We start from the raw sequence: 24,198 nt of genomic DNA on the forward strand, positions 1-24,198 counted from the left end.
AAAAGTCGCGCAAAGATAGGACGCAACTTCCACAACTAAGTACGTGATGCCCGCCGGCGATGCCCTAGGTCAGGAAGGGGTACGGCTGGGAGTAGTTGTCCGCGTACAGATCCGCGCCCTCCGGGTACGGGCTTTCCTCGGCAAATTTGGCAGCCTCGGCGATCTCTTCCTTGACACTGGTCTTGATGGCTTTGATCTCCGCTTCGGTGGCGATGCCATTTTCCAGGATAGTGCGCTCGGTCACCTTGATGGGGTCGCGGTCCTGGTAGGTCTTCACCTCGTCCTTCTCGCGGTAGCGGGCGGGGTCGGAGACGGAGTGCCCCTTGTAACGGTAGGTTTTGATCTCCAGGTAGTAGGGACCCTTACCGGACCGGATGTGCTCGGCGGCACGGCTTACGGCCTCGTGTACGGCGGCGGGGTCCATGCCGTCGACGCTCTCGCTGGGCATATCGAAGCTGGCACCCAGCTGACTCAGGTCGGTGACGTTACTGGTACGCTCTACGCTGGTACCCATGGCGTAACCATTATTCTCGCAGATGTAGAGGGCCGGCACCTTCCAGGTCATAGCCATGTTCCAGCTTTCCCAGAGGGCACCCTGGCGGGATGCTCCGTCGCCGAACATCACTACGCAGAGGTTCTTGGTCTTTTTATACTTTTCGGCAAAGGCGATACCGGTACCGATGGGGATCTGCGCCCCTACGATGCCGTTGCCGCCGTAGTAGTTGTTCTCGCGGCTGAAGAAGTGCATGGAGCCCCCCTTACCCTTGACGATACCGGTGCTCTTACCGTAGAGTTCGGCCAGGGCCTGCTTGGTGCTTACTCCGCGTCCGATGGCCGTACCGTGCTGCCGGTAGGCGGTTACGATACCGTCGTCCTTGGTCAGGGCGCTCTCGATGCCGGCGGCTACGGCTTCCTGTCCGATATAGACGTGGCAGAAGCCGCGCACGTCCTGCTGCCCGTAGGCCATCAGGGCACGCTCTTCGAAGCGGCGGATACGCAGCATTAGGGTATACCATTCCAGGTACTGTTCCTTACTGTAGGTGGTGCCCTTCGCTACACCATTGGGTTTAGCGGTCGTAGATGGGCGAGAGGTCTTGGGGCTGTCTTGCTGAGCTGTCTCCATGGCTAGGGGCGAAATTTCGCTGGCTTCGGTAAATGTTACGGCTAAATATAGGACGCAGCGGCCATTCCCGACCGCCCGCCTCATACAACCCCACGCGGGGAGCTTAGTTTAGGTACCGTAGATACAGTGCGGATCGAATGCATACCACGGGTGGGTTGAGGTGGACCGGTTGTACACCACTGTACGTGATACGGGGCGGAAAATGCCAAAATTGGTCGTAAAGCGACAAATAATGCTCTTCAAGTAGGTTAAATAGCATTTATAAATACAAAAGTGTACTTGACAATATACATCCCTGTATATTAGCTTACGAGCCTATACGCCTGCAGTGTGAGTGGCACAGTGTGACGCAAACAGTCTGGGTACGGCTGAACGTAATCTTCCTCTACACTAGTTGTACGAACCCACCGATCGATGCAAAAACTATACCTCAGGAGCCTCGGCCTGCTGTTCCTTCTATGTACCCTTAGCGCCACGGCCTGGGCGCAGGTCAGCGTGACCGGTACGGTAACCGACGATGCCGGTCTGGGCTTACCGGGTGTCAATGTAGTGGTGGTAGGTACCAGCTCGGGTACCATCACGGACCTGGACGGAAACTATACGCTCTCGGCCCCAGCCGATGGGACGCTACGCTTTTCCTACACGGGGTTCGGATCTCAGGAGGTACTGATCGACGGGCGCAACCGTATCGATGTCACTCTAAGTACTGACGCCGGCTTACTCGACGAGATCGTTGTCGTAGGCTACGGCAGCCAGGGCCGCGAGTCGGTTACGGGGGCTATTAGTGCCGTAGACAGCGAAGCTCTTACGGAAGTGACTACTCCCAACCTTGGGGAGGCTATTCAGGGACGACTGGCCGGTGTACAGGTTATCGCTAATGGGGCTCCGGGCGACGCCCCCCAGATTCAAGTGCGCGGTATCGGCTCTATCAACTTCGGCTCCGGCCCGCTCATCGTGGTCGACGGAGTCCCCGGTGCCGGAGGGCTCAATCAATTCGATAGCCGTGATGTGGAAAGTATCACGGTGTTGAAGGACGCTTCTTCAACAGCCATCTATGGATCGCGCGCCTCCAACGGGGTGCTGCTTGTCACGACCAAAATGGGCAGCCGCAATCAGCCCATCCGTATTTCGGCCGAGACTACGCTGGGCGTACAGACGCAGCCGGAGCGGTACGAAGGATTTTCTACGGCGGATTACGTAGACTACGCAGAGGTACTCTCGGGTATCCCCCTGGCCCGGCCCCTCGATGAAGTGCCTCCGGGTGAGACGGTCCCCTACCGCCAACAGCAGGTCGACTATCAGGATGCCCTGTTTCAAGACGGCCTGCTGACGCAGAACAGCCTCCACGTCAGTGGGGGTAGCGATCGAAGCAGCTTCTTCTCCTCCTTCGGTTACCTCAGGCAGGAAGGCGTCATCATAGGCGGCGGGTACGAGCGCTTCAACTTTCGCATAAATAGCCGCCACGACCTGGTGGAAAGCGGCCGTTTCCGATTCACCCAAACACTAAGTATAGCCAATGATGAACGCAACGGATTGGAGAATAACCTGCTCCGCGATGCCGTACAGAGTATCCCGTATTTGCCAATCCGCAACCCCAATAATATTGGAGGCTTCAACGGCGCTCAGCAGGGCCTGGACAGTGCCGACCCACGCAACCCGATCCGCAATGCCCTGCAGGAAATCAACCGCACGCGTACCACCCGCCTATTCGGTACCGCTGCCCTGGAGTACGATATTATAGGAGGATTGACAGGACGAGTCCTCATTTCCGCCAACAACCAAATATTCCGGACGTATAACCAGGATCCTATTTACCAAGCGACGGTCAGCAATGATATCAACGTGATTACTGAGCAGCGCTCCAATGATTACTCCCCCCTTTACAGTGGGCAGCTGACTTACGACCGCATCATAGGAAACCACAGTATCAATGCTACCGCTGTGGGAGAAATTCAGGAGAGCTACAACGGTTTTATGAGTGTGCAGGGCAATCATACGACTAACGGCTTGGTCAATCTGGAAGGAGCTACGATCACGGCCGGTACCACTACACGGCGTAAGACGGTTCTTCAGTCGGCACTAGGCCGCTTTACCTATGGCTACAAGGGACGTTACCTTATTAGTGGTAGCGTACGCCGCGACGGCTCGTCGATCTTCGCCCCGGGCAACGGGACGGAGATATTCCCCGCCGGCGCCGTGGCCTGGCGGATCAGTGAGGAGCCCTTCATGCGGGATACGCGGGTATCTACCCTGAAATTACGCGTCAGCTATGGCCGGACGGGTAGCATCGGGTTGAATCCATATAACTTCCAGGCCCCAATTCAGCAGACGATCGGCGCGGTACTCGGGGGTGACGGCGTACCGGTTCTCGGTGCATACATCAACGATCTAGCTAATACACAACTGAGTTGGGAGATCACGGATATGCTCAACGTAGGTCTTGACGTAGGTTTTTTGAACAACCGCCTCAACTTCAGCATGGAATATTACGACCGCGAGGTAGATAACCTAATCCTCGATATTCCCCTGTCGCCCTCCTTCGGCCCCGACGGTACCTCGGTGAATATCGGGGCGATGCGCAACACGGGAGTAGAGTTCCAGGGGCAGTTCTTCAGTCCTCGAAGTCAGACCTTCGTTTGGAATGTATCGGCTAACCTGAGCACCAATACGAATGAAGTGCTGCGTCTGGCGGTAGAAGATGGCGCCATCTTTTTCGGTCGCGACGAGGTTGGACAGGGATATACCGGCGAGTTCGATCCTACGATCACTCGCGTCGGTGACCCGGTTTTTTCTTTTTACGGCTTCGAAACCGACGGACTCTACCAAAGCGTGGATGAGATCAACGCGGCCAATGCACTGGACGATGATCCTTCCACCTCGTTTCAAGACAACGCTAGCCCCGGTGACGTCCGATTCGTAGACCAGAACGGCGACGGCCGCATCACCGAGCAGGACCGGGTCATTCTGGGAAGCTACCTGCCTGACTTTACCTACGGGCTGAACTTTACCGGTAGCCTGCGCAACTTCGATTTGAGCCTGTTCCTGCAGGGTAGCCAGGGCAATGACATCTATAACGGCTTTCGTTCACTACGCTACCAGACGACGCGGCTGTTCAATGGTGCACCCGAAAAGTTTCTCGACGCCTGGACGCCGCAGAATACCAGCACGGATGTGCCCCGTGTCGCGCTGACGGATCCAAATAACAACCGTCGAATGTCAGACCGTTTTCTGGAAGACGGCTCCTATTTGCGCCTGAAGAATATCACTTTAGGCTACAGAATGCCCTTTGGCGGTGATTCGCCCATCGCTAACCTGCGGGTTTACATAAGTGCACAGAACGCCATTACACTAACTGGCTACAGCGGTTTAGATCCGGAAATCGGGCAGATCACGGGTGGTCTGGTCGGTTTCGACGCCGGTCGCTATCCGGTTGCCCGATCGTTCCTATGCGGCCTTCAACTTGGTTTCTGACATTTTACGACCACTGCCCTTCGGCAGCGCTCTTAGTACATCAAATAACATGCAATCATGCGCTTAACAAGTATACTATCCATAGTGGTCTTACTCTTCGTTAACTACAGCTGCAGCGAAGACGATCTTACTCAGTTGGACCCGAACCGGATCGACCCGGAGGATTTCTTCGAGAGTGAAGGGCAGCTCGATGCAGCCATTATCTCGGGCTACGCTTCTATGCGCTCGCAACATCTGACCCTGCGGCACTACTATATAATGCATGATCTGATGGACGATCATCATACGGCCACCTCGGCAATGCAGATTGCACCGGAGTTGAACCTGGGCCAGCAGAATTCGAGTAGCCGCCACGTCCGCGAGCTTTTCGATGCCCTCTATGATATGATCCACCGAATGAATACGGCCCTGGACGGGATCGCCAGCAATACAACGGTGAGCGAGGAAAAGAAAACCGAGTTTGAGGCCGAGGCCAAATTCTTACGGGGTTGGGCATATAACGAGATCGCTACCCTATGGGGTGGCGCGCCGATCTACCTGACCCGCTCGCTCTCTACGGAAGATTACAAGCCCCGATCGAGTCGCGAAGACGTATTCGCCCAGGCCCAGTCCGACCTGCGCTTCGCCGTCGAAAACTTAGCCGAAAGCCGCACCTTAGGTCGGGGAAATAAGGGTAGTGCCCGGGGGTTCTTGGCCCGTAGTCTAATGCAAAGTGGAGATTTGGTCGAGGCTAGGGAGGTCTTGAATGATATTGTCGCTATGGATAAGTATTTCCTCCTAGAAAATTACGGCGATAACTTCATCGTTGAGAATGACTTCCTTGGAGAAGCGCTCTTCGAGGTCATCTTCGCTCCTAATGGTGGCTACAACTGGGATGACTCCGGTGACAGCAGCTGGGGTGGCCCAAACTCCCAGAGTGCCCGCGCTCAGGAGTACGGTCCGTTCTGGCGTAATGCCGTGCCTAGCCAGGCGCTCATCGATCTAATTCCTCACGTGGATAAGGGAGACAGCTACACCGATCCCCGTTGGGATGAGATCATCATCCTGAACGGCGAGCGTTACGGTCCGAATAAGGAATTTGTGATTGATATCAATGCGAACAGCGCTCCGATCAATTATGCGGGTAAGGAGGTGCTCGCCAACTTCTACAAGTACGGGATCTACTACCGTGGAGAGGAAGTGCCGGGCTTTCAACTCACCTCTTCAAACCTGATCATTATGCGCTATGCCGATGTACTGCTACTACTGGCCGAGACCGAAGCCCGCACCGGCGGCGATCTGGATCGGGCCCGTGACCTGATCAATCAGGTTCGCGCCCGCGTCGGTGCACCCCTGCTAGATGAGGCCGGTATCCCAAACGGCTCGGCCGACGAAATTATGGACGCCATCGTATTCGAGCGCGCCGTCGAATTGGTGACCGAACAGGTCCGCGGTCGCGACCTACGCCGCTGGCACGAAGCTGGCATCGTAAATGCAGAGGCTTTGCTTGGTTACAATGCCCAAAAGTTTCTCCTGCCCATCCCACTGGACGAGATCATCAACAATCCATTAATCTCCCAGGCCGATCAAAACCCCGGCTACAACTAGTCCTCCAGCAAGTCTATCCTCAACCACCGCTACCGAGAAGGATCGCTTTTCCGTAAAGCGATCCTTTTCTATTTTATCCGCTCGCTCCATATATGCGTACTGCTCAGGCTAGATCGGCTCCCGATTTACTTCACCGCACAACCGTGCTGGCCTGCTCCGTACTGATCGTCCTGTTCTGTGCGTGTGAGGCTACACCGCCCCCCCTGCTCGAACCCCAGTCAGCCGCCACGACTGGCGTACACTTCGTCAACCGACTTGTCGAAGACGATACCACCAACATCCTCTACAACGAATACCTCTATAATGGAGGTGGCGTAGGCGTGGGTGATTTCGATGGCAATGGGCTACCGGACCTATTCTTTGGCGGAAATAAGGTAAGTAGCCGGCTGTATTTGCAACTCGCCCCCTGGCAGTTCACCGACGTGACCGAGCTAGCCGGCCTCACGACCAGCAGCTGGATCAGCGGAGTAAACGTACACGACGTAAACGGCGATGGATCTGCAGACCTATATCTCACCGTCCTCAACCCCACCGGCGCACTTAACGCACCGAACCTCTTGTTCATCAATCAGGGTAACGGGGAGGATGGCACCCCCACCTTCCGGGAAGCAGCCGCGGCGTACGGGCTGGACAACCCCAGCTACAGCGTACACTCTGCCTGGTTCGACCTGGAGCAGGACGGCGACCTGGACCTATACCTTCTCAATAATGCCATCGAATCAGCCAGCCGCAAAACCCTGCGCGGCACGGACAGCAGCGGCACGGCCCCTAGCCTGGACGTAGTGTACCGCAACGACGGTCCCCAGGTAGACGGTCCCCAGTTCACCCGCACCAACGACATCAAGATGGAAGGTTGGGGACTGGGCGTAGTACCCCACGACTTCAACCTCGACGGTACCACCGACCTCTACGTCGCCAACGACTTCATCTCTGACGATGCGCTGTTACTCAATGCTACGGGTCGGCTGCAGCAGCGGGCCAGGCAGGCCTTCGTGCACACCTCCAAAAACTCGATGGGCGTAGATGCCGCAGACCTTAACAACGATGGCTACCCCGACATCGTCACCGCCGATATGCTACCCGACGATAACCTGCGCAAGAAAACCATGTTCTCGGATATCCCCTTTCAACTGGACGCCAGGGCCCAGGAGCGGGGCTATGTGAGGCAGTACGTGCGCAATACGCTACAGGTCAGCAACCGCGACGGTACCTACAGCGACCTGGCCTTCCTGGCCGGTATCGCCGCCACCGACTGGAGTTGGGCGCCCTTGATCGCCGACTTCGACAACAACGGTCACCGCGACGTATTCATCTCCAACGGCTACCTGCGCGACGTGACCAACCGGGACTTCGTCGACTTCGCCCAGCAAACCGCCATGTTCGGTACCGATGAGGCGATCATGCAGAACACCCTAGCTGCCCTCCATAAGCTAGCTGGTGTCCACCAGCCCAACTACGTGTTCGGTAACCGAGGTGAGTTGGACTTCTTTGCCTCCGACTGGCTTCCCCCGACGCCGACGTATTCCAATGGGGCGGTATACGTCGACCTCGACCGCGATGGCGATCTCGACCTGGTCACCAATAATATTAACGAACCCGCCGGTCTGTACCGCAACCAGAGCCGCGAACGTGCGCCGGACAGCACCCACTACCTCCTCCTGCAACTGGACGGTCCACCCACCAATCTAGACGCCCTGGGCGCAAAGGTCTACCTCAGCTACGGGGAGGGGCAGCACAGCTACGCCGAGCAGCAGCGGCAGCGGGGCTACCTAAGCACCGTAGATGCCCTGCTGCACTTCGGGTTGGGGACCAGTACGGCGGTAGATACCCTAGTGGTCATCTGGCCGGACGGCAGAGTCACCGAGCGGACAAAGATCACGGCCGATCAATGCGTTCGCCTGTCCTTTGGGGAAGGCACCGCACCTGCGCGCCGCCGCCCTGACTGGGTGAAGGCTGCCTCACCTACCCTACGCGAGCAGCACTTAGCGGGACCTACTCACGTAGAGAGCCCATACAGTGATTTTGACAATTTCGCGCTGGCGGTGCGGGATCGGAGTCATGACGGTCCGGCCCTGGCAGCAGCGGATCTGGACGGTGACAAAAGAAGTGAGCTTATCGTAGGAGGGGCCGCGGGTGAGCCTACTACAATCTATAGGCAAACCAAACACGGCCTCGTAGAAGTACAGGTACTGGAAGGAAGCGAGGCCAGTGAGGCCACTACACTAGTCACCCTGGACTACGATGGCGACGGAGACACCGACCTCTTCGTAGGCAACGGCAGTCGAGAATTTACGGGGCGGGAGGTGTACTACCGCGACCTGCTGTACGCGAACGTAGGCGGCACCCTGGAGCTTACGCAGCATGTACTTCCTGCACTGTTCACCGTGACGGCCACAGCCGTAGCCGCCGACCTGGAGGGAGATGGTGACCAGGATCTCTTCGTGGGTAGCGCCTACCGGGCGGGTGCCTACCCGGAGGCGGAAGCGTCTTACGTACTACGCAACGAGGGAGGAAAGTACGTAGTGGGTCAACAGGTCGCAGCGGGTCTAGTGACGGACGCGGTGTGGACCGACCTGAACGGCGATCGGCTACCCGACCTAATGACGGTAGGTGAATACGCTCCCCCCACGGTGTACCTCAACCGTACCGGCACCCTGGAGGCTCAGGCGGCGGACGAAGCGCTCGCCGGTTGGTGGTACAGCCTCTCCGCTGCCGACCTGGACGGAGACGGAGATACCGATCTGCTCGCCGGCAACGTCGGACTCAACAGCGCCTATCACGCCAGTCCGCAACAGCCGCTCGAATTACGCGTAGCCGACTACGACGACAACGGCACCCTGGACCCCATCATGACCATGTACATAGCCGACCATGCGCACCCCGTGCATCCCCGCAATACGCTGGGCCGACAGTTGCCTGGTTTTAAGAAGCAGGCTACGACTTACGCTATGTACGGTAGTTGGGCGGCGGAGAATATGCCGCCGCTTGGAGAGAAGGGCTTCCTTCTGCAGGCCAAGGAGTTCCGTTCGGTGTACCTAGAAAACGACGGCAGCGGCCACTTTACGACCCACTACCTGCCCAAGTCCGCACAAACGGCACCGATTCGGGACGCGCTGCCGGTCCGGCTGCCGAACGGTCGTACCGCCCTGCTCGCGGTGCAGAACGACTACGCCCTGGAGGTACTGGGCGGTCGCCTGGACGCCGGTACGGGCTTTGCCCTATCTGCGGAAGGAGGTACGTTGCGGGTAGATCCGGACTATTGGTCAGTCCGCGGCGATGCGCGCTCAGTAGTACAACTGGATAGCCTGACTGTAGTGGGTATAAATAGCGCACCGCTGCGGTACTTCAAACCGGCAGGGCGGTGGGTATACCCATACAGTAGGTAGTTAGTGGACCGCTATGATAGAGGCAAGCGCCTAATAGCAGTCCGCTCCGATCTGTCCCTCATTGCACAGTACAGTGCCGCTCTGGGGAATGATCGTGAGGATAATCTGGGCGCAGTCGTAGTCGTCTTCGGTAAACCCGCCGCCGCTGACCGTCTCGATCTCTACCGTCGTGCCGGGGTCCACGTTCTGTACCCCACCGATACCGTTGAAACTCTGCTGGACATCGGCATCCAGGTAGCGGACCGCTATGCTGTAGCTGACAGTTTGCGCCGAAGAGTTGCGTAGCGTGACCGTAAAGTCATCATCACCAAACTCGGTCACGCTTACCAACTCGACCTGACAGGGGTTGCCGTCTCCGTCGTCCTCATCGTCCCCACCACAGCCGGTAGCGAAGGTGAGCGTGAATACCAGAAGCAATAGGGAGAACAGGCGTGGATCGGTCATACGATAGCGTGGGTTAGTAGGTTGGATAGTAAAAGTACAGCCCCCCCTGCGGTTTAGTCCGGGCGTTTGCGTCTCCTCCGCTACATTTTCTTAATCAAGCGGGCGGGCGGGCGCTGCATCCTGCCCGTGTAGGTAGCGTAGCACGTTGCGCACTGTCGTTACCGATATTTCCCGGTAGGTCAGCGTAGTCAAGCTGGCTGCGTGAGGGGTGATAAGCACCGCTGGGTGCTTCATCAATTCCGCTACTATTTCGGGGGGCCCTACGGGTAGCAGGTCGCTTGCGTAGCCCGCCAGTCGCTCGCCCTGTAGGGCTTCTAACAGCGCGGTAGCGTCCACTACTTCCGCCCGCGCCGTATTGATCAGGTAACTCTCCGGTATCATCATGCTCAGGGCATTCTCATTGATCATTCCACGCGTTTTCTCGGTGAGAGGGACGTGTAGGCTCACCACATTACTATCCTTCAGCAACCGTTCTATCGCCGCCGGGTCCCGGCCCGCACTTTTTACCTCCATACCCAGCATTCCTGCGAGCGTGCCCACCCGGGTACCGATGTTGCCCATCCCGATGATGCCGCACGTGAGGCCACGGAGCTCCTGTTCCGCGTAGTCGTTGCGGTAGTCCCAGTTGTCGTCCTTCACTTCCCGCACCAGGCGGTACATGCCGCGCACCAGCATGAGCATGAGCCCCAGGGTGTGTTCGGCTACGGTGGCGGCGTTCGCCCCGGGCACGTTCACCACCTGTACGCCACGGGTAGTAGCGTAGTCGACATCGATAGCGTCGAGCCCCACCCCGCAGCGGGCGATGACCCGAAGGGCCGGACAGCGATCGATCAGCGCCCGGTCTACCCGCCCCTTCCCCCGGGTGACGATGGCTTGTACGTTGCTGTAGTCCGCTAGTGGACTGCCGGGCAACACAATGTCGTACGCTGCCGGAGCGAGCAACGACATGGCTGCCGGGTCGATGGATTCGAGAAAGAGAATGGTAGGCTTCATTCGGTGCCGGGGGGATGGTACAGCGTAGCGTTCTCGGCCTTGTAGCCACGAAAGTCATTGCGCCCGCTGACGTACAGGCCTTCCTGGTACAGCTCGTCTTCCAGAATTTTCGGATCGATGGGGGCATCCGGGTAGGAAGTGAGTTCGAGCAGGTTACCGGCCGGGTCGCGGATGAATGCCTGCATAGCCCCATCCGGCAGGCGGCGCACCTTACCCCAGGGAGCGGTATCGATACGGCCCTGGGCCTTGAAGCGCCAGAACATCGCCGAGAAATCGTCGACGCGCAGGCAGAGGTGACCGCGGAAGGACCGCGTATCCTCCCACTCACTCAGGTGCAACTGGGTGGTATCCGTGATCCGAAAGAAGGCCGTAGGGTAGTCGAATACGAAGGCGGGAACGGGCACCAGGCCCATCTCGTATTCGTAGAAGGCGGCGGCTTTTTCGAGTTGGTCTACGATGAGGGTGACGTGGTTTATTTCCAAGGGGTTAAGGAGTTAAGGGGTTAAGGGCAGGTGTTGGAGGTGTTGGAGTGGAGGTGTGGGGGCGGGGTCGCGGGTGGCTATGGTTGTAGCTTGAATTTACGTAAAAACGCTGCATCTACTTCTACCCCCAGCCCGGGGCGATCGGGGGCCTGGATACGGCCGTCAGTAACTAGGGGAGCTTCCAGGACCAGATCGTATAGGAGCGGATTTCCCCCCAGGGAGTGCTCGATGTAGTGGGCCGAACTGGAGCTGAAGGCTAGGTGCACGCCGGCCATGAAACTGAAGGCCGAGCCCCAGCAGTGGGGAGCCAGTTCGAGCTGGTAGGTTTCGGCCAGGGCAGCGACGCGGCGGGCTTCGGTGATGCCGCCAACGATGGCACAGTCGGGTTGCAGCACGTCGACGGCGTTCTGCGTGATCAGGTCCCGAAAATCGAAGCGGGTGAATTCGCTTTCGCCCGCCGCGATCGGGGTGGTCGTACCCCGGCGGACCTCGGCGGTGCCCGCTTTGTTATCCGAAGTGACGGGCTCCTCGAACCAGTACAGTCCGAGGTCTTCGGTCAGGCGGGCGTAGCGGCGGGCTTCGCTGACCGAGAAGGTGCCGTGGGCATCTACCATCAGATCGACGTCGGGCCCCAGGGCACGGCGGGCTTCCTCCGTGCGCGCTACCGTTTGGTGCAGGCTGCCGTCCATCACCCCGACTCGCATCTTCACGCCGCCGTAGCCGTGGTCTACGTATCGGTTCAGCTGATCGCCGAGGGCACCCACGTCGGCCCAGCCCCCACTGGCGTAACAGGGCATGGTATCGCGGCAGGCACCGCCGAGTAGTTCGACGACGGGTACGCCGAGCCGCTTGCCCTTCAGGTCCCAGAGGGCCGTATCGATGCCACTGAGGGCGGACAGGGTGGTACCCCGGTTACCGAGTATGGGAAAGACGCGGCCCCGATCACGGGCGTAGTGGTAGCGGCTGCCGTTGTACACGCGGTCCCAGAGGGCGGTGATGTGACCAGCTTGTTGACCAATCAATTGTGGGGCAAGCTCCTGCTCGATGCAGGTGACGATACTGGCACAGGCACCGGTGGCTCCTACGGCGGCCTTAGCTTCTCCGTAGCCCGTCAGTCCTTCTTCGTCGATCACCTCCACGAGCGTCATATCAAAGTGGGTCAGCTGACCGTAATCGGACCGCCACTGTCGGCCAGGCGGGATCGGACAGCGGAGCCAGTAGGCGTTGATCGCTTTGATCTTCACAGTAGCGGGAGCAAGGTTTCGGCGGAGGTACGGGTGAGCATGGTATAGAATGCTTCGGTCAGGGCGGAGCTACCGTGGTCCTCCAGAAATTTACGTGCCTCTTCGGAAAGCCCCTGCGGGTCGGTATCGACATTGCCGGGGTAGGGATTAGCGGGCGTGCGGTCGACCGGGGCGGCAAACTCTACGGAGAGTGGGCCGGTGTATCCCACCTCCTTCAGGGTAGCGACCAGGGCGGGCCAGTCGATGCTGCCCATGCCGGGCGCCATGCGGTTGTTTTCCGCTACGTGAAAGCCTACGAGCCGGTCCTTGGCGCGGTGGATGGTCGCGTGGGGGTCCTGCTCCTCGATATTCATGTGAAAAATGTCGAGACAGACACCACAGTCCGGCCCCACCGCCTCGGCCAGGGCCAGCGCCTGATCGCCCCGGTTGATGAAGTAGGTCTCGAAACGGTTGATGGGCTCGATCCCGAGCCGCACCCCCGCCGCCTGGGCGAAGGTGTAGCACTCCTGCAGCGAGGCCACCGCCCAGTCCCATTCCTCTTCGGGTCGTGCCCCGGGCATGATCTTACCTACTGTGCCGGGCACCACGCTGACCATCTCGCCACCGAGCTCCTTGACCATGGTGATGATGTCCTTGACGTACTGTACGGAGCGGGCCCGGGCACCTGCGTCCGTAGCCAGTAAGTTGCGCTCACCGAGCATGAGGGTGACCGATCCCCAGCACTTGATGCCATACTTCTCGAGTAGTCGGTTTACGTCGGTCGGGTCGTAGTCGGCCGGTGTGCCCTGAATCTCCAGGTACTCATAGCCCAATGGTGCGATCCGGGCCAGGGTGGCTTCCAGAGGTTCGGCGCGCATCCAGTTGTGGATGGCTAGGGGCATACGCGGTCGGTGGTTGGTGGACTAGTAAGATAGCATAAAGTAGCTTAGGTCGGTCCGGCCCGATCCATACGTGCCGATCAGGTACACGCCCCCTCATTTACTATGCACATCTAGTATCCGTATGCGCTAAGCCCGAAATATCAGTAATACAGCCCGTTCAATTTTCGCATCACCTTCTTATTATCGAGTAGCGAGGCAAATCGCATGTCCTCGTACACCATGTACATTTTGAAGGTACTATAGCTGTGGGAGCGGGCGATAGCTTCTACGGCCTGTTCCGGCTGGTTGGTCAGTGCATAGTACTTAGCCAGGGCCTCGAACGCCATGGCTTTGTCTTCCCTACTTTTCGCCTGTTGGAGGGCGTACTGCAGGTATTTCACTCCCTCTATAGGATCGCCGGACTGTGTCATCACGAGCCCCTTTTCGGCAACCACCGTCAGCATCTTGGGGGCGAACTGTAGCATAGTATCCAGGTAGCTCAGCGCCAGTGGGTAAGCGCCCTCGCTCACGGCCCGTGCCTGATCGGCCCACAGCTTGAGTAAGGTTTGCTCGTACTCGCCCCGCCAGTCGAGCTCGGGCGGACCCAGGAGGGTAAAGGTGTACGCCTGCCAGTCGTAGGTGCAGGGCAGGTAGGTAGATTCCTGACGCAGGTATTCGTTCGGCTCGGCCAGGTCGATGCGGCTCCAGCGACCGTCCGTAAAGAGTTCCAGCCACAACTGGTTCTCCGCTACGACGCCGAAACGCAGGTTTTTGCCGGCGACTAGGCGGTGCGGAATGCCGTGGTACTGCAGGCCCAGCGAGAGCAGCTGATGCTTGCGGCGCGCGGTGGTCTGCCGACGGTACGTATCCTCCAGTAGTGGCTGCGTGTGATCGAACCGTTCGGGATGGCGTACAGCCTTCACCCGGCGCAGCACCTTAAGTAAGTGGTATATGGTAGTGGCTTCGTCGCGCTGGCCTGCTTTACCTAGCGCCGTTCTTGCGACGTCCTCGCGTACAAGCCTCGGTAGTGGATAGGCCGCTGTACTGGCAGCGGCGGCCGTCCGTTCCCCCATGGTGTCGCTGGCTACGGCGGCGCTTCCCCACTCCGGCAGCGGGGTGGCCGCAATCCGGTAGGTCAGGTGTATGCTGTCTGCCATAGGCTTGTCCCATACATAGAGCGAACCATCCTCCGCTACCGTAGTGGGTAGGGGACTCACCTCCATGACCTCGACCCCCTGCCGCGCATCGATCAGCGGTAGCTGCATACTGACGTAGTAGTCCGTACGGTCACTGCGGGGTACGAAGTAGACGGTCTGGGTGACGTCAAAGATCATTTGCCCGTAGCCCGCGGCAGCCAGTAGCACGCCAATAAGGAGCATTACCATTCGCCGCAGTACGATATACCGTGAATAGTACATACCACACATACCGGCAAGATAGCAAGGCCATGGAAAAACCGGGCGGGGTACGCGGGTGCGGGTAATTTATCCGATGAATAATTTTGCACCTGCGGCCCCGCCCGGTTTACTACCTTACTACGGTACTTACCTGACCTATACTATGTTACGTTACCTCGTTGTTCTGCTGCTAGTGACTGCCTGCACCCCTACCCCACCCGTAGCGGATGCGGTGAATGCCGAGGCGGTTGATTATTACGATACTAGTGGCCGCGACGATGTGCTGTCCGGCGGCGTACGCATGATCCCCATCACGACCCCCGCGGGGGACTACCGGGTGTGGACGAAACGAGTGGGTAATAGTCCCCATAAAAAAGTGCTCCTGCTACACGGCGGCCCGGGTGGCAACCACGCCTACTTCGAGGCCTTCGATAGCTACTTCCCCGGGGCGGGGATCGAGTATTACTACTACGATCAGCTGGAGAGTGGCTACAGCGATAAGCCAAACGATCCGACGCTGTGGACGATCCCCCGCTTCGTCGATGAGGTGGAGCAGGTGCGCAGCGCGCTCGGGCTGGATGCAGATAATTTCTACCTGCTCGGCCATTCCTGGGGCGGTATCCTGGCCCTGGAGTACGCCTTTGCACACAGGGATAAGCTGAAGGGACTCATCGTATCCAATATGATGGCCTCCATACCGGCGTACAACCGCTACGCCGAGGAGGTGCTGGGGGAGCAGCTAGACCCCGACGTACGCAGGGAGATCCGCGAGCTGGAGGCCGCCGAGGACTACGGCAACCCCCGCTACGAAGAACTGCTAATGAGCAGCTACTACCCCGAGCACGTGCTGCGGATGCCGGCCGAGGAGTGGCCCGAACCCGTGCTGCGCGGTTTCGGCGATCTGAGCTACGATATCTACCTGGCCATGCAGGGACCTAGCGAGTTCGGCATACGCGAGGGGGCGGTGCTGGAGTCCTGGGATCGCTTCGACGACCTCAAGAACCTGGAGGTACCCACGCTGTGTATCGGCGCGGAGTACGATACGATGGACCCCGACTACATGGCCAGCATGGCGGAGGAGCTGCCCAATGGCTACTCGCTCTACCTGCCCGAAGGGAGCCATATGGCGATGTACGACGATCAGGCCCGCTACTTCGCCGGACTGATCGATTTCATTAACATGGTGGACACGGGCCGGGCCGAGCAGTAAGGGTGAACCAACTGTCAGCTACGGCGATTGGCATAGTGTACCCTTAACCCCCTAACCTACCCGACTATGGCTACCAATAACAACACCGAACTCGACACCACCATCGCTGCCCTCGACCAGGGGCTGAACGAAGCAAAGACCGATGCCTCCGCTACCATCCACAACTGGATCGGTACGCTGAACGGCAGCAACGACCAGGCCCAGAAGAAGATCGCCGGCGACCTGCAACTACTGGAGAGCGCCCTAGGTGCGGATACGGTCAATACCAACGAGGTCAAGCAGCTCCTGGCCTCGCTGGGTCAGCAGACCACTGCAGCGGCCGGACGCGCAGAAGGGCTCACCTCCAATAAGCTCGCGCAACTAGGCCGTAAGCTGACGGACGCCGCCGCATCTATGGACGTGCAGTAAGCTCACTTACACTACGATGCCCTATTGTTCATATAATTCACTCTTTTATCCGATTGTTATTATTTGCAACAAAGGGTGTAGCGGCTCCATTACATCAGGGAAACCAAACAACCCTTTACTATGGCAACTACCGCCCAACTCGACGCCACCATCGACTCCCTCGATCAAGGCCTACAACAAGCCAAGTCCGGTGCCTCCAGCAACATCAGTAGCTGGGTAGACACCCTGAATGGCACCAATGATCCCGCCCTACAGACCCTCGCCTCCGAACTCCGCGACCTGGAGAAAATGCTTAGCAGCAGTAATCCGGATGGAAAGAAGCTCCGCGAGGCGCTGGACTCCATCGGTCAGCACACCACCGCCATGGCCAGCAAGGCCAGTGGCAGCGAAGCGGATAAGATCCGCCAACTCGGTAAGCAACTGACGGATGCGGCTAACACGATCTAGGTTCCCTATCTGATTTATGGTAAAGGAGGTCCGGCCCAGTGTCGGACCTCCTTTTGTACGTCGGGAGTAAACCTTTTATCTTCCGCCCTCGTACCACCTACTCCATTTCAATACACTATCCATGACCCAAGATCAAGTTCTTACCCGCCTCCAGGAAGGCAACGCCCGCTTCGTAGACGATAAGCTGGACGGCCAGCTGCAGGATTCTAACCGCCGCAACTCCCTCACCTCCGGCCAGGAGCCCTACGCCATCATCCTGAGCTGTGCCGATAGCCGGGTCGTACCCGAGTTAGCCTTCGACGCCGGACTAGGTGAGCTATTCGTGATCCGCGTAGCCGGCAACATCGCCAACAGCTCCTCGATCGCTAGTATCGAGTACGCCGTAGCGAACCTGGGTACGGGTATCATCATGGTGCTCGGTCACGAAAGCTGTGGCGCGGTAACGGCAGCCATGAAGGGCGGCGACAACGGCAAGAACCTGAACCACCTCGTGGAACACATCACCCCGGCCATCCAGTCGGCCCCCGAGGGTGCCTCCGTCAACGATGTCGTTAAGGAGAATGCTCGTCTGACGGCCAAGCAGCTGAAGGACAGCAGCGACATCATCCGCGATGCCGTATCGGCGGGCAAGGTGCAGATCGTACCGGCCTTCTACCACCTGGGCTCCGGCAAGGTGGATATCCTGAACTAGTCTTCGGTCAGCACCGGTAGCGGGATCGTCCAGGTATCTCCGGCCCGCTTTCCACCCAGTTCGTCTACGACCACTCGGTCCACGATAGCTACGCCCCGTTCGGCCATGCGCCCGAAGGTGTCGATGCCGTCGTTCGGGAAGTTCCTGCGCGTCCGGTGAATATCGTAGCGGTCGGAAAAACTACGCCCGAAGGCGTCCTCTACCCCCTGCTCACCGAGGATAAAGCCGATCATACCCCCCCAGGTAGCGGTGGGGTTATCACTATCCCAGCCGGCCAGACTTCCGATCTTGATGGTTTCCTTCAGGTCCCCCTCCCCGTAGAACAAGCTCACCAGACTGGCCGCGAAGTTGATGCCCGCGGCAAAGCAACCATTGCAGTACAGCTCCCGGGCGGTCAGCTCGTAGCCGTCCCGCTGATCGACCTGGTAGCGCTGGTACAGGCTGTCGCGGGTAGCTTCCCAGGGCTGACCGCTACGGTACTGCGCCAGGGCAACGTCGTACATCTTGGCCGCATAGGAGGTATCCGGCAGGTAGGTGCGTGCCCGTTCGGCATTGGCCAGTAGCTGAGGACCGAGCGGCCGGTTCCGTTCTACTCCTGGGGCCAGGGCGTACATGACCACGTAGAAGTCCGCAATGTGCGCCGCATTCCCCCGGGCTACGGTGCGTATCGGTAGGTCCGCCAGTTGCAGCGCTACATCGGGGTGCAGGGGCGCGTACAGTCCAAACAGCTCCGTGGTGAGCTGCGCGTCGATCATATCGTAGTGTTCGTTGCGGTTGAGATCGCCCGTTTCGGGGGGCAGTACGCCCTCCTCCATCAGGTCGTACGCGCGCTGATTGGCTACCCAGAGGTAATTTTCCTCCTCGCTGGCGATGTGCTTGAGCCAGCCGTCCCGGATCTGCTGCGGGGTGAGGCGGGTGGTGCCGAGACTATCCAGCAAGTACTGATACAAATACTCGATATCCGTATCGTCGTCGGCCCCCCAGATACTGTCGGGGTCTACGAATACGAAGTCGATCGTCGCGGAGAGGTCACTGGGCACGCCTTCCCCCCAGATGCTGGGCTGATCCGGCGCTCCCCAGTCGTCGCGGGTGTAGAATGCACCGGTTTGGAGTTCGCCGATATTGCCGATCTTATCCATCTCGGTGACCAGCCCCGTCCAGTTCGCGATGCACTGTCCGAGCCAGAATCCGGCGAGCCGGTCGGCGTAGTCGGTCCGGGAAAGGGTTATCGTACGGTCCTCCGCGCGGTCAGACAGCGGGGCGCGGTCGCAGGTGCAGAGTAAGGGAAGGAGAAAGAGCAGGTAGCGCATGGTACACTAATTACTCGTTTTTGAGCAATTAGGGCGTACACACGGACTAACTTTCGACGATTCGTGCCAGCCGGCTATCCAGGCGCTTGGCGATGTACTGGGCACCGTACTTGGTGAGGTGTTCGGTATCCTGGCTCAGGAACTTCCCTTCGGGGGTGAAGACAAGGATGTCGCCACGGCCATCACCGAGTAGCTCGATGAGGTCGATGTAGCGGTCCTGCCACTCGGCCTTGAGGGCGTCGTTGCGCTCGGTGGCGTGCTCCTCCATACGGGTACGGTAGGTGGTGAAGTCCGTAGTCGCATCAATGCGATTGTAGTTGATGCCGTTGCTGAAGCCGAAGTCCTTGGTACCGATCACCCAGATCTTGTCCCGGTCGATCTGGAAGTTGTAGCGTTGTTCCAGTTCGGCAAACCAGTCCTTACTCAGGGGCCCCTGCGCACCGATGAAGATCTTATCGGCCTGCTGCATTCGGATGGCCAAGGAGTCGTCTTCCATAGCCCGCCCGATCTCGAAGTAGCGCACTTCGAGCTGGTCGGCTACTGCGGATTCCAGGAGGATGTTGGCCGCATCCCGGCCGAAGCTGTTACCCAGTACCAGGGTATTGATCTTGCTCAGGTCATCGAAGCCGCGGTCGAGTTGGCGTACCTGCTCGTTGTACCGAATGTGGATGTTGCTCGATCCGCTGAAGAAATTGCGGTCATTGGCCACATCGGCGCGCGTCAGTCCCAGCTCCGGATAGTCCTTGACCACTCCCCCCAGGGTATAGACGTAGAAGGCGCCCGCCGTGGTGACGACGAAGGCCGTCGCGGTAGCGAAGAGTACGGTCCGGGTGCTCATCACGCGGCGCTGCCGGAAGACGTTCTCGATGCCGTAGTAGGTGGCGATGGACAGTACGAAGGTGAGGGCGGAGAGCGCTATGCCCCACTCCGGCGTAATCTCGTCCAGGAAGGCGTAGCGGGCAAAGGCGAAGATTAGCTGATGCCACATGTACAGGCTGTAGCTGATCATACCGATGTAGCGGGCTACCGGATTGGCCATCAGGCCCTCGTAGAACGCATCCTTGTCGAAGTACTCCTTACCCACGATCAGCAGACCTACGGTGAGCAGGGTGGTCAGCAGCACCTTGATGTCGTTGCTCGGGATGATGGGGAAGTACAGAATCACGGCGATCATGGCCAGCAGCGCATACAGCAGGAAGCGGCCCGTACGGTAGTTCTTGATCAGGGCGTCGCGGAACATGATGGCCCCCAGGCCCCCGATGGCCAGCTCGAAGAAGCGGTACTGGATGAAGTAGAACTTAGCGGCTACGTTATCCTGTAGCAGAAATGCACCCAGGGAGAGTGCGGTGAGTCCGATGAGGATGTACTTAACCCGGTGCACCTTGCTGCCCTTGAAGAAGTAGAACAGGAAGGGGTATAGCAGGTAGAACTGCTCTTCGATACCCAGACTCCAGGTGTGCATGAGGGGCTTGTAATCGTTCTTTACCGCCCAGTAGTCGGAGCTGGTGATGTACATCAGTACATTATTGGCTGAAACGTTGGAGGCTACGATGGCCTGACAGAGGTTCTCGAAATCGTCCGGCAGCATGAGCCAGAGCCCCAGTACGAAGGCTACCGCGGTGATGAAGAGCACCAGCGGTATGATGCGCCGGATGCGCCGCATGTAGAAGTGGGTGATGGAGAACTTATCCTGCTCCGACTCCCGGTATACGATGCTGGTGATGAGGTAGCCGCTGATGACAAAGAACACGTCTACGCCGAGGTAGCCGTTAGGCAGGAACCCTAGGTGAAAGAGAATAACGGAGACTACGGCCAGGGCGCGTAGGCCGTCAATGTCGGTTCTATACTTCAACTGGTGGCTGATTTCATGGATTTAGCCGGACACGATCCGCGGCATAAGCCGCAAAAGTACGCCGCCCCCGACTGGACAACGGGTATTGAACGCCAAAAGCGCACGGAGTCATGTGTGTTTGCCTGTAGAGATTTCATCGCACCTGCGTTCCCGCCCACTTTAGAAGTGACTACACAAAACCGCACCCTGTGTCCTTCCGTTCCCCCCCTATGTCCACGAACCGAAACGAGCAGACGGCCGCCGACCTGCGCACCGCGATTTTTATCAAGGGTGCCCGGGCCAACAACCTGAAGAATGTAGACCTCACCATCCCCAAGAACCAGCTCGTGGTAGTGACCGGCGTGAGCGGTAGCGGCAAGTCGAGCATCACGATGGACACGCTCTTCGCCGAGGGGCAGCGCCGCTACGTAGAATCCCTGAGTAGCTACGCCCGGCAGTTCCTGATGCGTATGAAGAAGCCCGAGGTGGACTACATCCGCGGCATCTGCCCGGCCATCGCCATCGAGCAAAAGACGACTACGGCCAACGCACGCTCTACCGTCGGTACGCTGACGGAGATCTACGACTACCTCCGCCTCCTCTATGCGCGGGTGGGGCGCACCTATAGCCCCATCAGCGGGGAAGAAGTACGCCGCCACACCGTAGCCGACGTAGTGGACTACATCAACCGCCAGGACGAGGGCAGCCGCATGTACCTCTACGCTCCCGTGCCGCGTACCTACGGCGACCGTACCCTACGCCGCGAGCTGGAGCTCCTGCAGCAAAAGGGCTATACCCGCGTACTGGTAGACGACGAACCCCAGCAGATCGATGAGGTACTCGAAAGCGACCGGCCGAGCCTGGCCAAAGTGCTCAATGCCCTGGAGACGGAGGAAGAGATGATGGTGCTCATCGACCGCTTCGTGGTACGCCCCGAAGACGAGGAGAACACGAAGCGCATCGCCGACTCCGTCCAGACCGCCTTCACGGAGGGCGAGGGCGAGGTGATCGTGAGCCTGGAGGGCGGCCAGTGGGAAGCCTTCAACAACCGCTTTGCGCTGGATGGGATGACCTTCCTGGAGCCCTCCCCCGCCCTGTTCAACTACAACAACCCCTTCGGAGCCTGCCCGACCTGCGAGGGCTTCAGTCGCACGATGGGTATCGACGAGGATAAGGTGATCCCCAATCCGAGCCTGTCCGTCTACGAAGGCGCGGTCGTACCCTGGTCGGGAAACACCTACGGAGAGTGGCAGCGCAACTTCCTGCGGGTGGCCAACAAGTTTAGCTTTCCGGTCCATACTCCTTACGGCGACCTTACGGCGGAACAGAAGGCCGTACTCTGGGACGGCAACCGGCACGCGGGGGGCATACATGCCTTTTTCGAAGAACTGCAGAAGAAGCTCTACAAGATCCAGAACCGGGTGATGCTGGCCCGCTACCGCGGTCGTACCCTCTGCCCCAGTTGCAAGGGCGGCCGCCTACGCAAGGAAGCCGGCTACGTTAAGATCGACGGTAAGCCGATCACGGACCTGGTAGACCTACCCATCGACCTGCTCCAGCAGCACTTCCTGGACCTGCGCCTCAACGAGCACGATACCACCATTGCCCGCCGTCTACTCCTGGAGATCAACAACCGGCTCCAGAGTATGACCGACCTGGGCCTAACTTACCTGACGGTCAACCGCCTCAGCAATACACTCTCCGGCGGAGAGAGTCAGCGCATCAACCTCACGCGCACCCTGGGCAGTAACCTGACTGCCAGCCTTTACATCCTAGATGAACCCAGCGTTGGTCTGCACCCGCGAGATACGGAACGGCTGGTAGCCGTGCTTCGGCGACTGCGCGACCTTGGCAATACCGTGCTGGTCGTAGAACACGAGGAAGGCATCATCGCCGCTGCGGATTACCTGATCGACGTAGGTCCACAGGCTGGCGTGTACGGCGGAGAAGTGATCTTCGCCGGTCCGTACGCATCGATCTACGACGAGGCTACCGAGAGCCTCACTACAAAATACATGAACGGGACGATGGCCATCGAGCCACCCGCCCAGCGCCGCCGCCTCACCAACTGGATCAAACTAACGGGCGCGCGCATGCACAACCTGAAGAAGATCGACGTACAGATTCCCCTGAATGCGATCACGGTCGTCTCCGGGGTATCCGGCAGCGGAAAGACCAGCCTGATCAAGGGTATCTTCTATCCGGCCCTCCGCAGGGCCCTGGGGGAAGGCACCTCGCAGGCTCCCGGCCCGTTCACCAGCCTGGACGGTGATACTAAGCTGGTCACCCAGGTAGAGATGGTGAATCAGAGTCCGATCGGCAAGAGCAGTCGTTCCAACCCCGTCACCTACGTGGGTGCCTACGATACCATCCGCAACCTGATGGTCAAGCAGCAGCTGGCCAAGATCCGCGGATACAAGCCGAGCTTTTTCAGTTTCAACGTGGATGGTGGTCGTTGTCCGACCTGTAAGGGGGAAGGCGAGCAGATCGTAGAGATGCAGTTCCTGGCCGACGTACGGCTAGTCTGTGAAGAGTGCAATGGTGCGCGCTTCAAGAAGGAGATCCTGGACGTACAGTACAACGGCAAGCATATCGCCGAGATCCTGGACCTGAGCATCGCGGAGGCGATCGTGTTCTTTGCCGATGAGGCTGACGTGGTGAAAAAGCTACAACCCCTTGAGGATGTAGGCCTAGGTTACGTAACCCTCGGACAATCGAGCTCCACGCTATCCGGCGGCGAGGCGCAGCGCGTCAAGCTAGCCAGCTTCCTGACCAAGGAGAAGGCGGGCGAGCACATCGTATTCATCTTCGACGAGCCCACCACGGGACTGCACTTTCATGACGTAAAGGTGCTACTTACCGCCCTGAACGCGCTGGTCGAGAATGGCCACACCGTCCTCATCGTGGAGCACAACATCGACGTGATCAAATCGGCGGACTACGTCATCGACCTGGGCCCCGAGGGAGGCCGCGACGGCGGGCACCTGATCTTTCAGGGCCGGCCGGAGGAGCTGGCTGGGGTGGAGGGTAGTTATACTGGGCGGTATCTGGGTTAAACACGGATTACACGGATTTTGGGCACGGATTACAATCTGTGCTTTAATCCGTGTCCCTCCGTGGTGAGTTCTTCCCCCCGCGCCCCCCTTAAACGGAGAATGCCCCACCGCTGCAGTAGCGATGAGGCATCCATAAAATTGGCGGCGACCTACTCTCCCGGGATCAAGTCCAAGTACCATCGGCGCTGGGCAGCTTAACTTCTCTGTTCGGAATGGTAAGAGGTGATCCTGCCCGCAATAGCCACCAAAGTCTTTGTA

17 protein-coding genes and 1 rRNA gene are annotated in these 24,198 nt (G+C 58.9%); 8 read left to right on the forward strand and 10 right to left on the reverse strand.

Features of this window, described 5'->3' with window-relative positions; translation table 11 throughout:
• Nucleotides 1-64: 64 nt before the first annotated feature.
• Nucleotides 65-1,123: a pyruvate dehydrogenase (acetyl-transferring) E1 component subunit alpha gene (pdhA, locus tag MJQ68_RS16885; protein ID WP_238752338.1), complete on the reverse strand. Its 1,059-nt coding sequence runs from the start codon at nt 1,121-1,123 to the stop codon at nt 65-67.
• A 414-nt stretch (nt 1,124-1,537) separates the two neighbouring features.
• On the opposite strand from pdhA, the gene MJQ68_RS16890 reads away from it, so the two are divergent.
• From MJQ68_RS16890 to MJQ68_RS16900, 3 genes are all read left to right on the forward strand, one after another.
• A complete protein-coding gene (locus tag MJQ68_RS16890) occupies nt 1,538-4,594 on the forward strand; it encodes a SusC/RagA family TonB-linked outer membrane protein (RefSeq protein WP_238752339.1) in 3,057 nt (1,018 codons plus the stop codon).
• 57 nt (nt 4,595-4,651) lie between these two features.
• Complete coding sequence (locus MJQ68_RS16895) at nt 4,652-6,181, forward strand: RagB/SusD family nutrient uptake outer membrane protein (RefSeq protein ID WP_238752340.1); 1,530 nt, start codon at nt 4,652-4,654, stop codon at nt 6,179-6,181.
• Between the two features lie 92 nt (nt 6,182-6,273).
• Complete coding sequence (locus tag MJQ68_RS16900; protein WP_238752341.1) at nt 6,274-9,567, forward strand: VCBS repeat-containing protein; 3,294 nt, start codon at nt 6,274-6,276, stop codon at nt 9,565-9,567.
• A gap of 30 nt (nt 9,568-9,597) precedes the next feature.
• On the opposite strand, the gene MJQ68_RS16905 is transcribed toward MJQ68_RS16900, so the two are convergent.
• The 6 genes from MJQ68_RS16905 to MJQ68_RS16930 all read right to left on the reverse strand — a co-directional run bounded on the left by MJQ68_RS16905 (nt 9,598) and on the right by MJQ68_RS16930 (nt 14,969).
• Entirely contained in the window at nt 9,598-10,011 is a 414-nt protein-coding gene (locus tag MJQ68_RS16905; RefSeq protein WP_238752342.1) for a hypothetical protein, read from the reverse strand.
• Nucleotides 10,012-10,101: 90 nt separating this feature from the next.
• The gene (locus MJQ68_RS16910) at nt 10,102-11,004 is read right to left on the reverse strand and encodes an NAD(P)-dependent oxidoreductase (protein WP_238752343.1); all 903 of its coding nucleotides are present in this window, start codon (nt 11,002-11,004) and stop codon (nt 10,102-10,104) included.
• On the reverse strand, nt 11,001-11,486 hold the full coding sequence (locus tag MJQ68_RS16915) for a VOC family protein (RefSeq protein ID WP_238752344.1): 486 nt from the start codon (nt 11,484-11,486) through the stop codon (nt 11,001-11,003). Before MJQ68_RS16915 ends, MJQ68_RS16910 begins: the two co-directional genes overlap by 4 nt.
• 77 nt (nt 11,487-11,563) lie before the next feature.
• Nucleotides 11,564-12,730: a mandelate racemase/muconate lactonizing enzyme family protein gene (locus tag MJQ68_RS16920; RefSeq protein ID WP_238752345.1), complete on the reverse strand. Its 1,167-nt coding sequence runs from the start codon at nt 12,728-12,730 to the stop codon at nt 11,564-11,566.
• Nucleotides 12,727-13,611 carry a sugar phosphate isomerase/epimerase family protein gene (locus tag MJQ68_RS16925; protein ID WP_238752346.1) on the reverse strand — a complete coding sequence of 295 codons (885 nt, stop codon included), beginning with the start codon at nt 13,609-13,611 and terminating at the stop codon, nt 12,727-12,729. Before MJQ68_RS16925 ends, MJQ68_RS16920 begins: the two co-directional genes overlap by 4 nt.
• Before the next feature lie 140 nt (nt 13,612-13,751).
• On the reverse strand, nt 13,752-14,969 hold the full coding sequence (locus MJQ68_RS16930) for a tetratricopeptide repeat protein (protein ID WP_238752347.1): 1,218 nt from the start codon (nt 14,967-14,969) through the stop codon (nt 13,752-13,754).
• 181 nt (nt 14,970-15,150) lie between these two features.
• On the opposite strand from MJQ68_RS16930, the gene MJQ68_RS16935 reads away from it, so the two are divergent.
• The 4 genes from MJQ68_RS16935 to MJQ68_RS16950 all read left to right on the forward strand — a co-directional run bounded on the left by MJQ68_RS16935 (nt 15,151) and on the right by MJQ68_RS16950 (nt 17,743).
• On the forward strand, nt 15,151-16,197 hold the full coding sequence (locus MJQ68_RS16935; protein WP_238752348.1) for a proline iminopeptidase-family hydrolase: 1,047 nt from the start codon (nt 15,151-15,153) through the stop codon (nt 16,195-16,197).
• A gap of 66 nt (nt 16,198-16,263) precedes the next feature.
• Entirely contained in the window at nt 16,264-16,605 is a 342-nt protein-coding gene (locus MJQ68_RS16940) for a hypothetical protein (RefSeq protein ID WP_238752349.1), read from the forward strand.
• A 120-nt stretch (nt 16,606-16,725) separates the two neighbouring features.
• Nucleotides 16,726-17,052, forward strand: coding sequence for a hypothetical protein (locus MJQ68_RS16945; protein ID WP_238752350.1), 327 nt, complete (start codon nt 16,726-16,728; stop codon nt 17,050-17,052).
• A gap of 121 nt (nt 17,053-17,173) precedes the next feature.
• On the forward strand, nt 17,174-17,743 hold the full coding sequence (locus MJQ68_RS16950; protein WP_238752351.1) for a carbonic anhydrase: 570 nt from the start codon (nt 17,174-17,176) through the stop codon (nt 17,741-17,743).
• Here MJQ68_RS16950 and MJQ68_RS16955 read toward each other — a convergent pair.
• Nucleotides 17,740-19,053, reverse strand: a complete 1,314-nt coding sequence (locus tag MJQ68_RS16955) for an ADP-ribosylglycohydrolase family protein (protein WP_238752352.1) — start codon at nt 19,051-19,053, stop codon at nt 17,740-17,742. The two genes, MJQ68_RS16950 and MJQ68_RS16955, sit on opposite strands and share 4 nt — an antisense overlap.
• A gap of 46 nt (nt 19,054-19,099) precedes the next feature.
• Nucleotides 19,100-20,905: an acyltransferase family protein gene (locus MJQ68_RS16960; RefSeq protein WP_238752353.1), complete on the reverse strand. Its 1,806-nt coding sequence runs from the start codon at nt 20,903-20,905 to the stop codon at nt 19,100-19,102.
• Between the two features lie 209 nt (nt 20,906-21,114).
• On the opposite strand from MJQ68_RS16960, the gene uvrA reads away from it, so the two are divergent.
• Nucleotides 21,115-23,940, forward strand: coding sequence for an excinuclease ABC subunit UvrA (gene uvrA / locus MJQ68_RS16965; protein ID WP_238752354.1), 2,826 nt, complete (start codon nt 21,115-21,117; stop codon nt 23,938-23,940).
• A 136-nt stretch (nt 23,941-24,076) separates the two neighbouring features.
• Here uvrA and rrf read toward each other — a convergent pair.
• Nucleotides 24,077-24,189: ribosomal RNA gene (rrf, locus tag MJQ68_RS16970) — 5S ribosomal RNA — on the reverse strand.
• Nucleotides 24,190-24,198 lie beyond the last annotated feature (9 nt).

Source organism: Neolewinella maritima (assembly GCF_923081025.1).
Taxonomy (GTDB): Bacteria; Bacteroidota; Bacteroidia; order Chitinophagales; family Saprospiraceae; genus Neolewinella; species Neolewinella maritima.

What these genes read in the sequence shown, in the direction of transcription:
- MJQ68_RS16890 (WP_238752339.1), top strand. Translation starts at nt 1,538, where the DNA reads ATGCAAAAACTATACCTCAGGAGCCTCGGCCTGCTGTTCCTTCTATGT.
- MJQ68_RS16900 (WP_238752341.1), top strand. Translation starts at nt 6,274, where the DNA reads ATGCGTACTGCTCAGGCTAGATCGGCTCCCGATTTACTTCACCGCACA.
- pdhA (WP_238752338.1), bottom strand. Translation starts at nt 1,123, where the DNA reads ATGGAGACAGCTCAGCAAGACAGCCCCAAGACCTCTCGCCCATCTACG.
- MJQ68_RS16940 (WP_238752349.1), top strand. Translation starts at nt 16,264, where the DNA reads ATGGCTACCAATAACAACACCGAACTCGACACCACCATCGCTGCCCTC.
- MJQ68_RS16945 (WP_238752350.1), top strand. Translation starts at nt 16,726, where the DNA reads ATGGCAACTACCGCCCAACTCGACGCCACCATCGACTCCCTCGATCAA.
- MJQ68_RS16895 (WP_238752340.1), top strand. Translation starts at nt 4,652, where the DNA reads ATGCGCTTAACAAGTATACTATCCATAGTGGTCTTACTCTTCGTTAAC.
- uvrA (WP_238752354.1), top strand. Translation starts at nt 21,115, where the DNA reads ATGTCCACGAACCGAAACGAGCAGACGGCCGCCGACCTGCGCACCGCG.
- MJQ68_RS16955 (WP_238752352.1), bottom strand. Translation starts at nt 19,053, where the DNA reads ATGCGCTACCTGCTCTTTCTCCTTCCCTTACTCTGCACCTGCGACCGC.
- MJQ68_RS16925 (WP_238752346.1), bottom strand. Translation starts at nt 13,611, where the DNA reads ATGCCCCTAGCCATCCACAACTGGATGCGCGCCGAACCTCTGGAAGCC.
- MJQ68_RS16905 (WP_238752342.1), bottom strand. Translation starts at nt 10,011, where the DNA reads ATGACCGATCCACGCCTGTTCTCCCTATTGCTTCTGGTATTCACGCTC.
- MJQ68_RS16950 (WP_238752351.1), top strand. Translation starts at nt 17,174, where the DNA reads ATGACCCAAGATCAAGTTCTTACCCGCCTCCAGGAAGGCAACGCCCGC.
- MJQ68_RS16910 (WP_238752343.1), bottom strand. Translation starts at nt 11,004, where the DNA reads ATGAAGCCTACCATTCTCTTTCTCGAATCCATCGACCCGGCAGCCATG.
- MJQ68_RS16930 (WP_238752347.1), bottom strand. Translation starts at nt 14,969, where the DNA reads ATGCTCCTTATTGGCGTGCTACTGGCTGCCGCGGGCTACGGGCAAATG.
- MJQ68_RS16935 (WP_238752348.1), top strand. Translation starts at nt 15,151, where the DNA reads ATGTTACGTTACCTCGTTGTTCTGCTGCTAGTGACTGCCTGCACCCCT.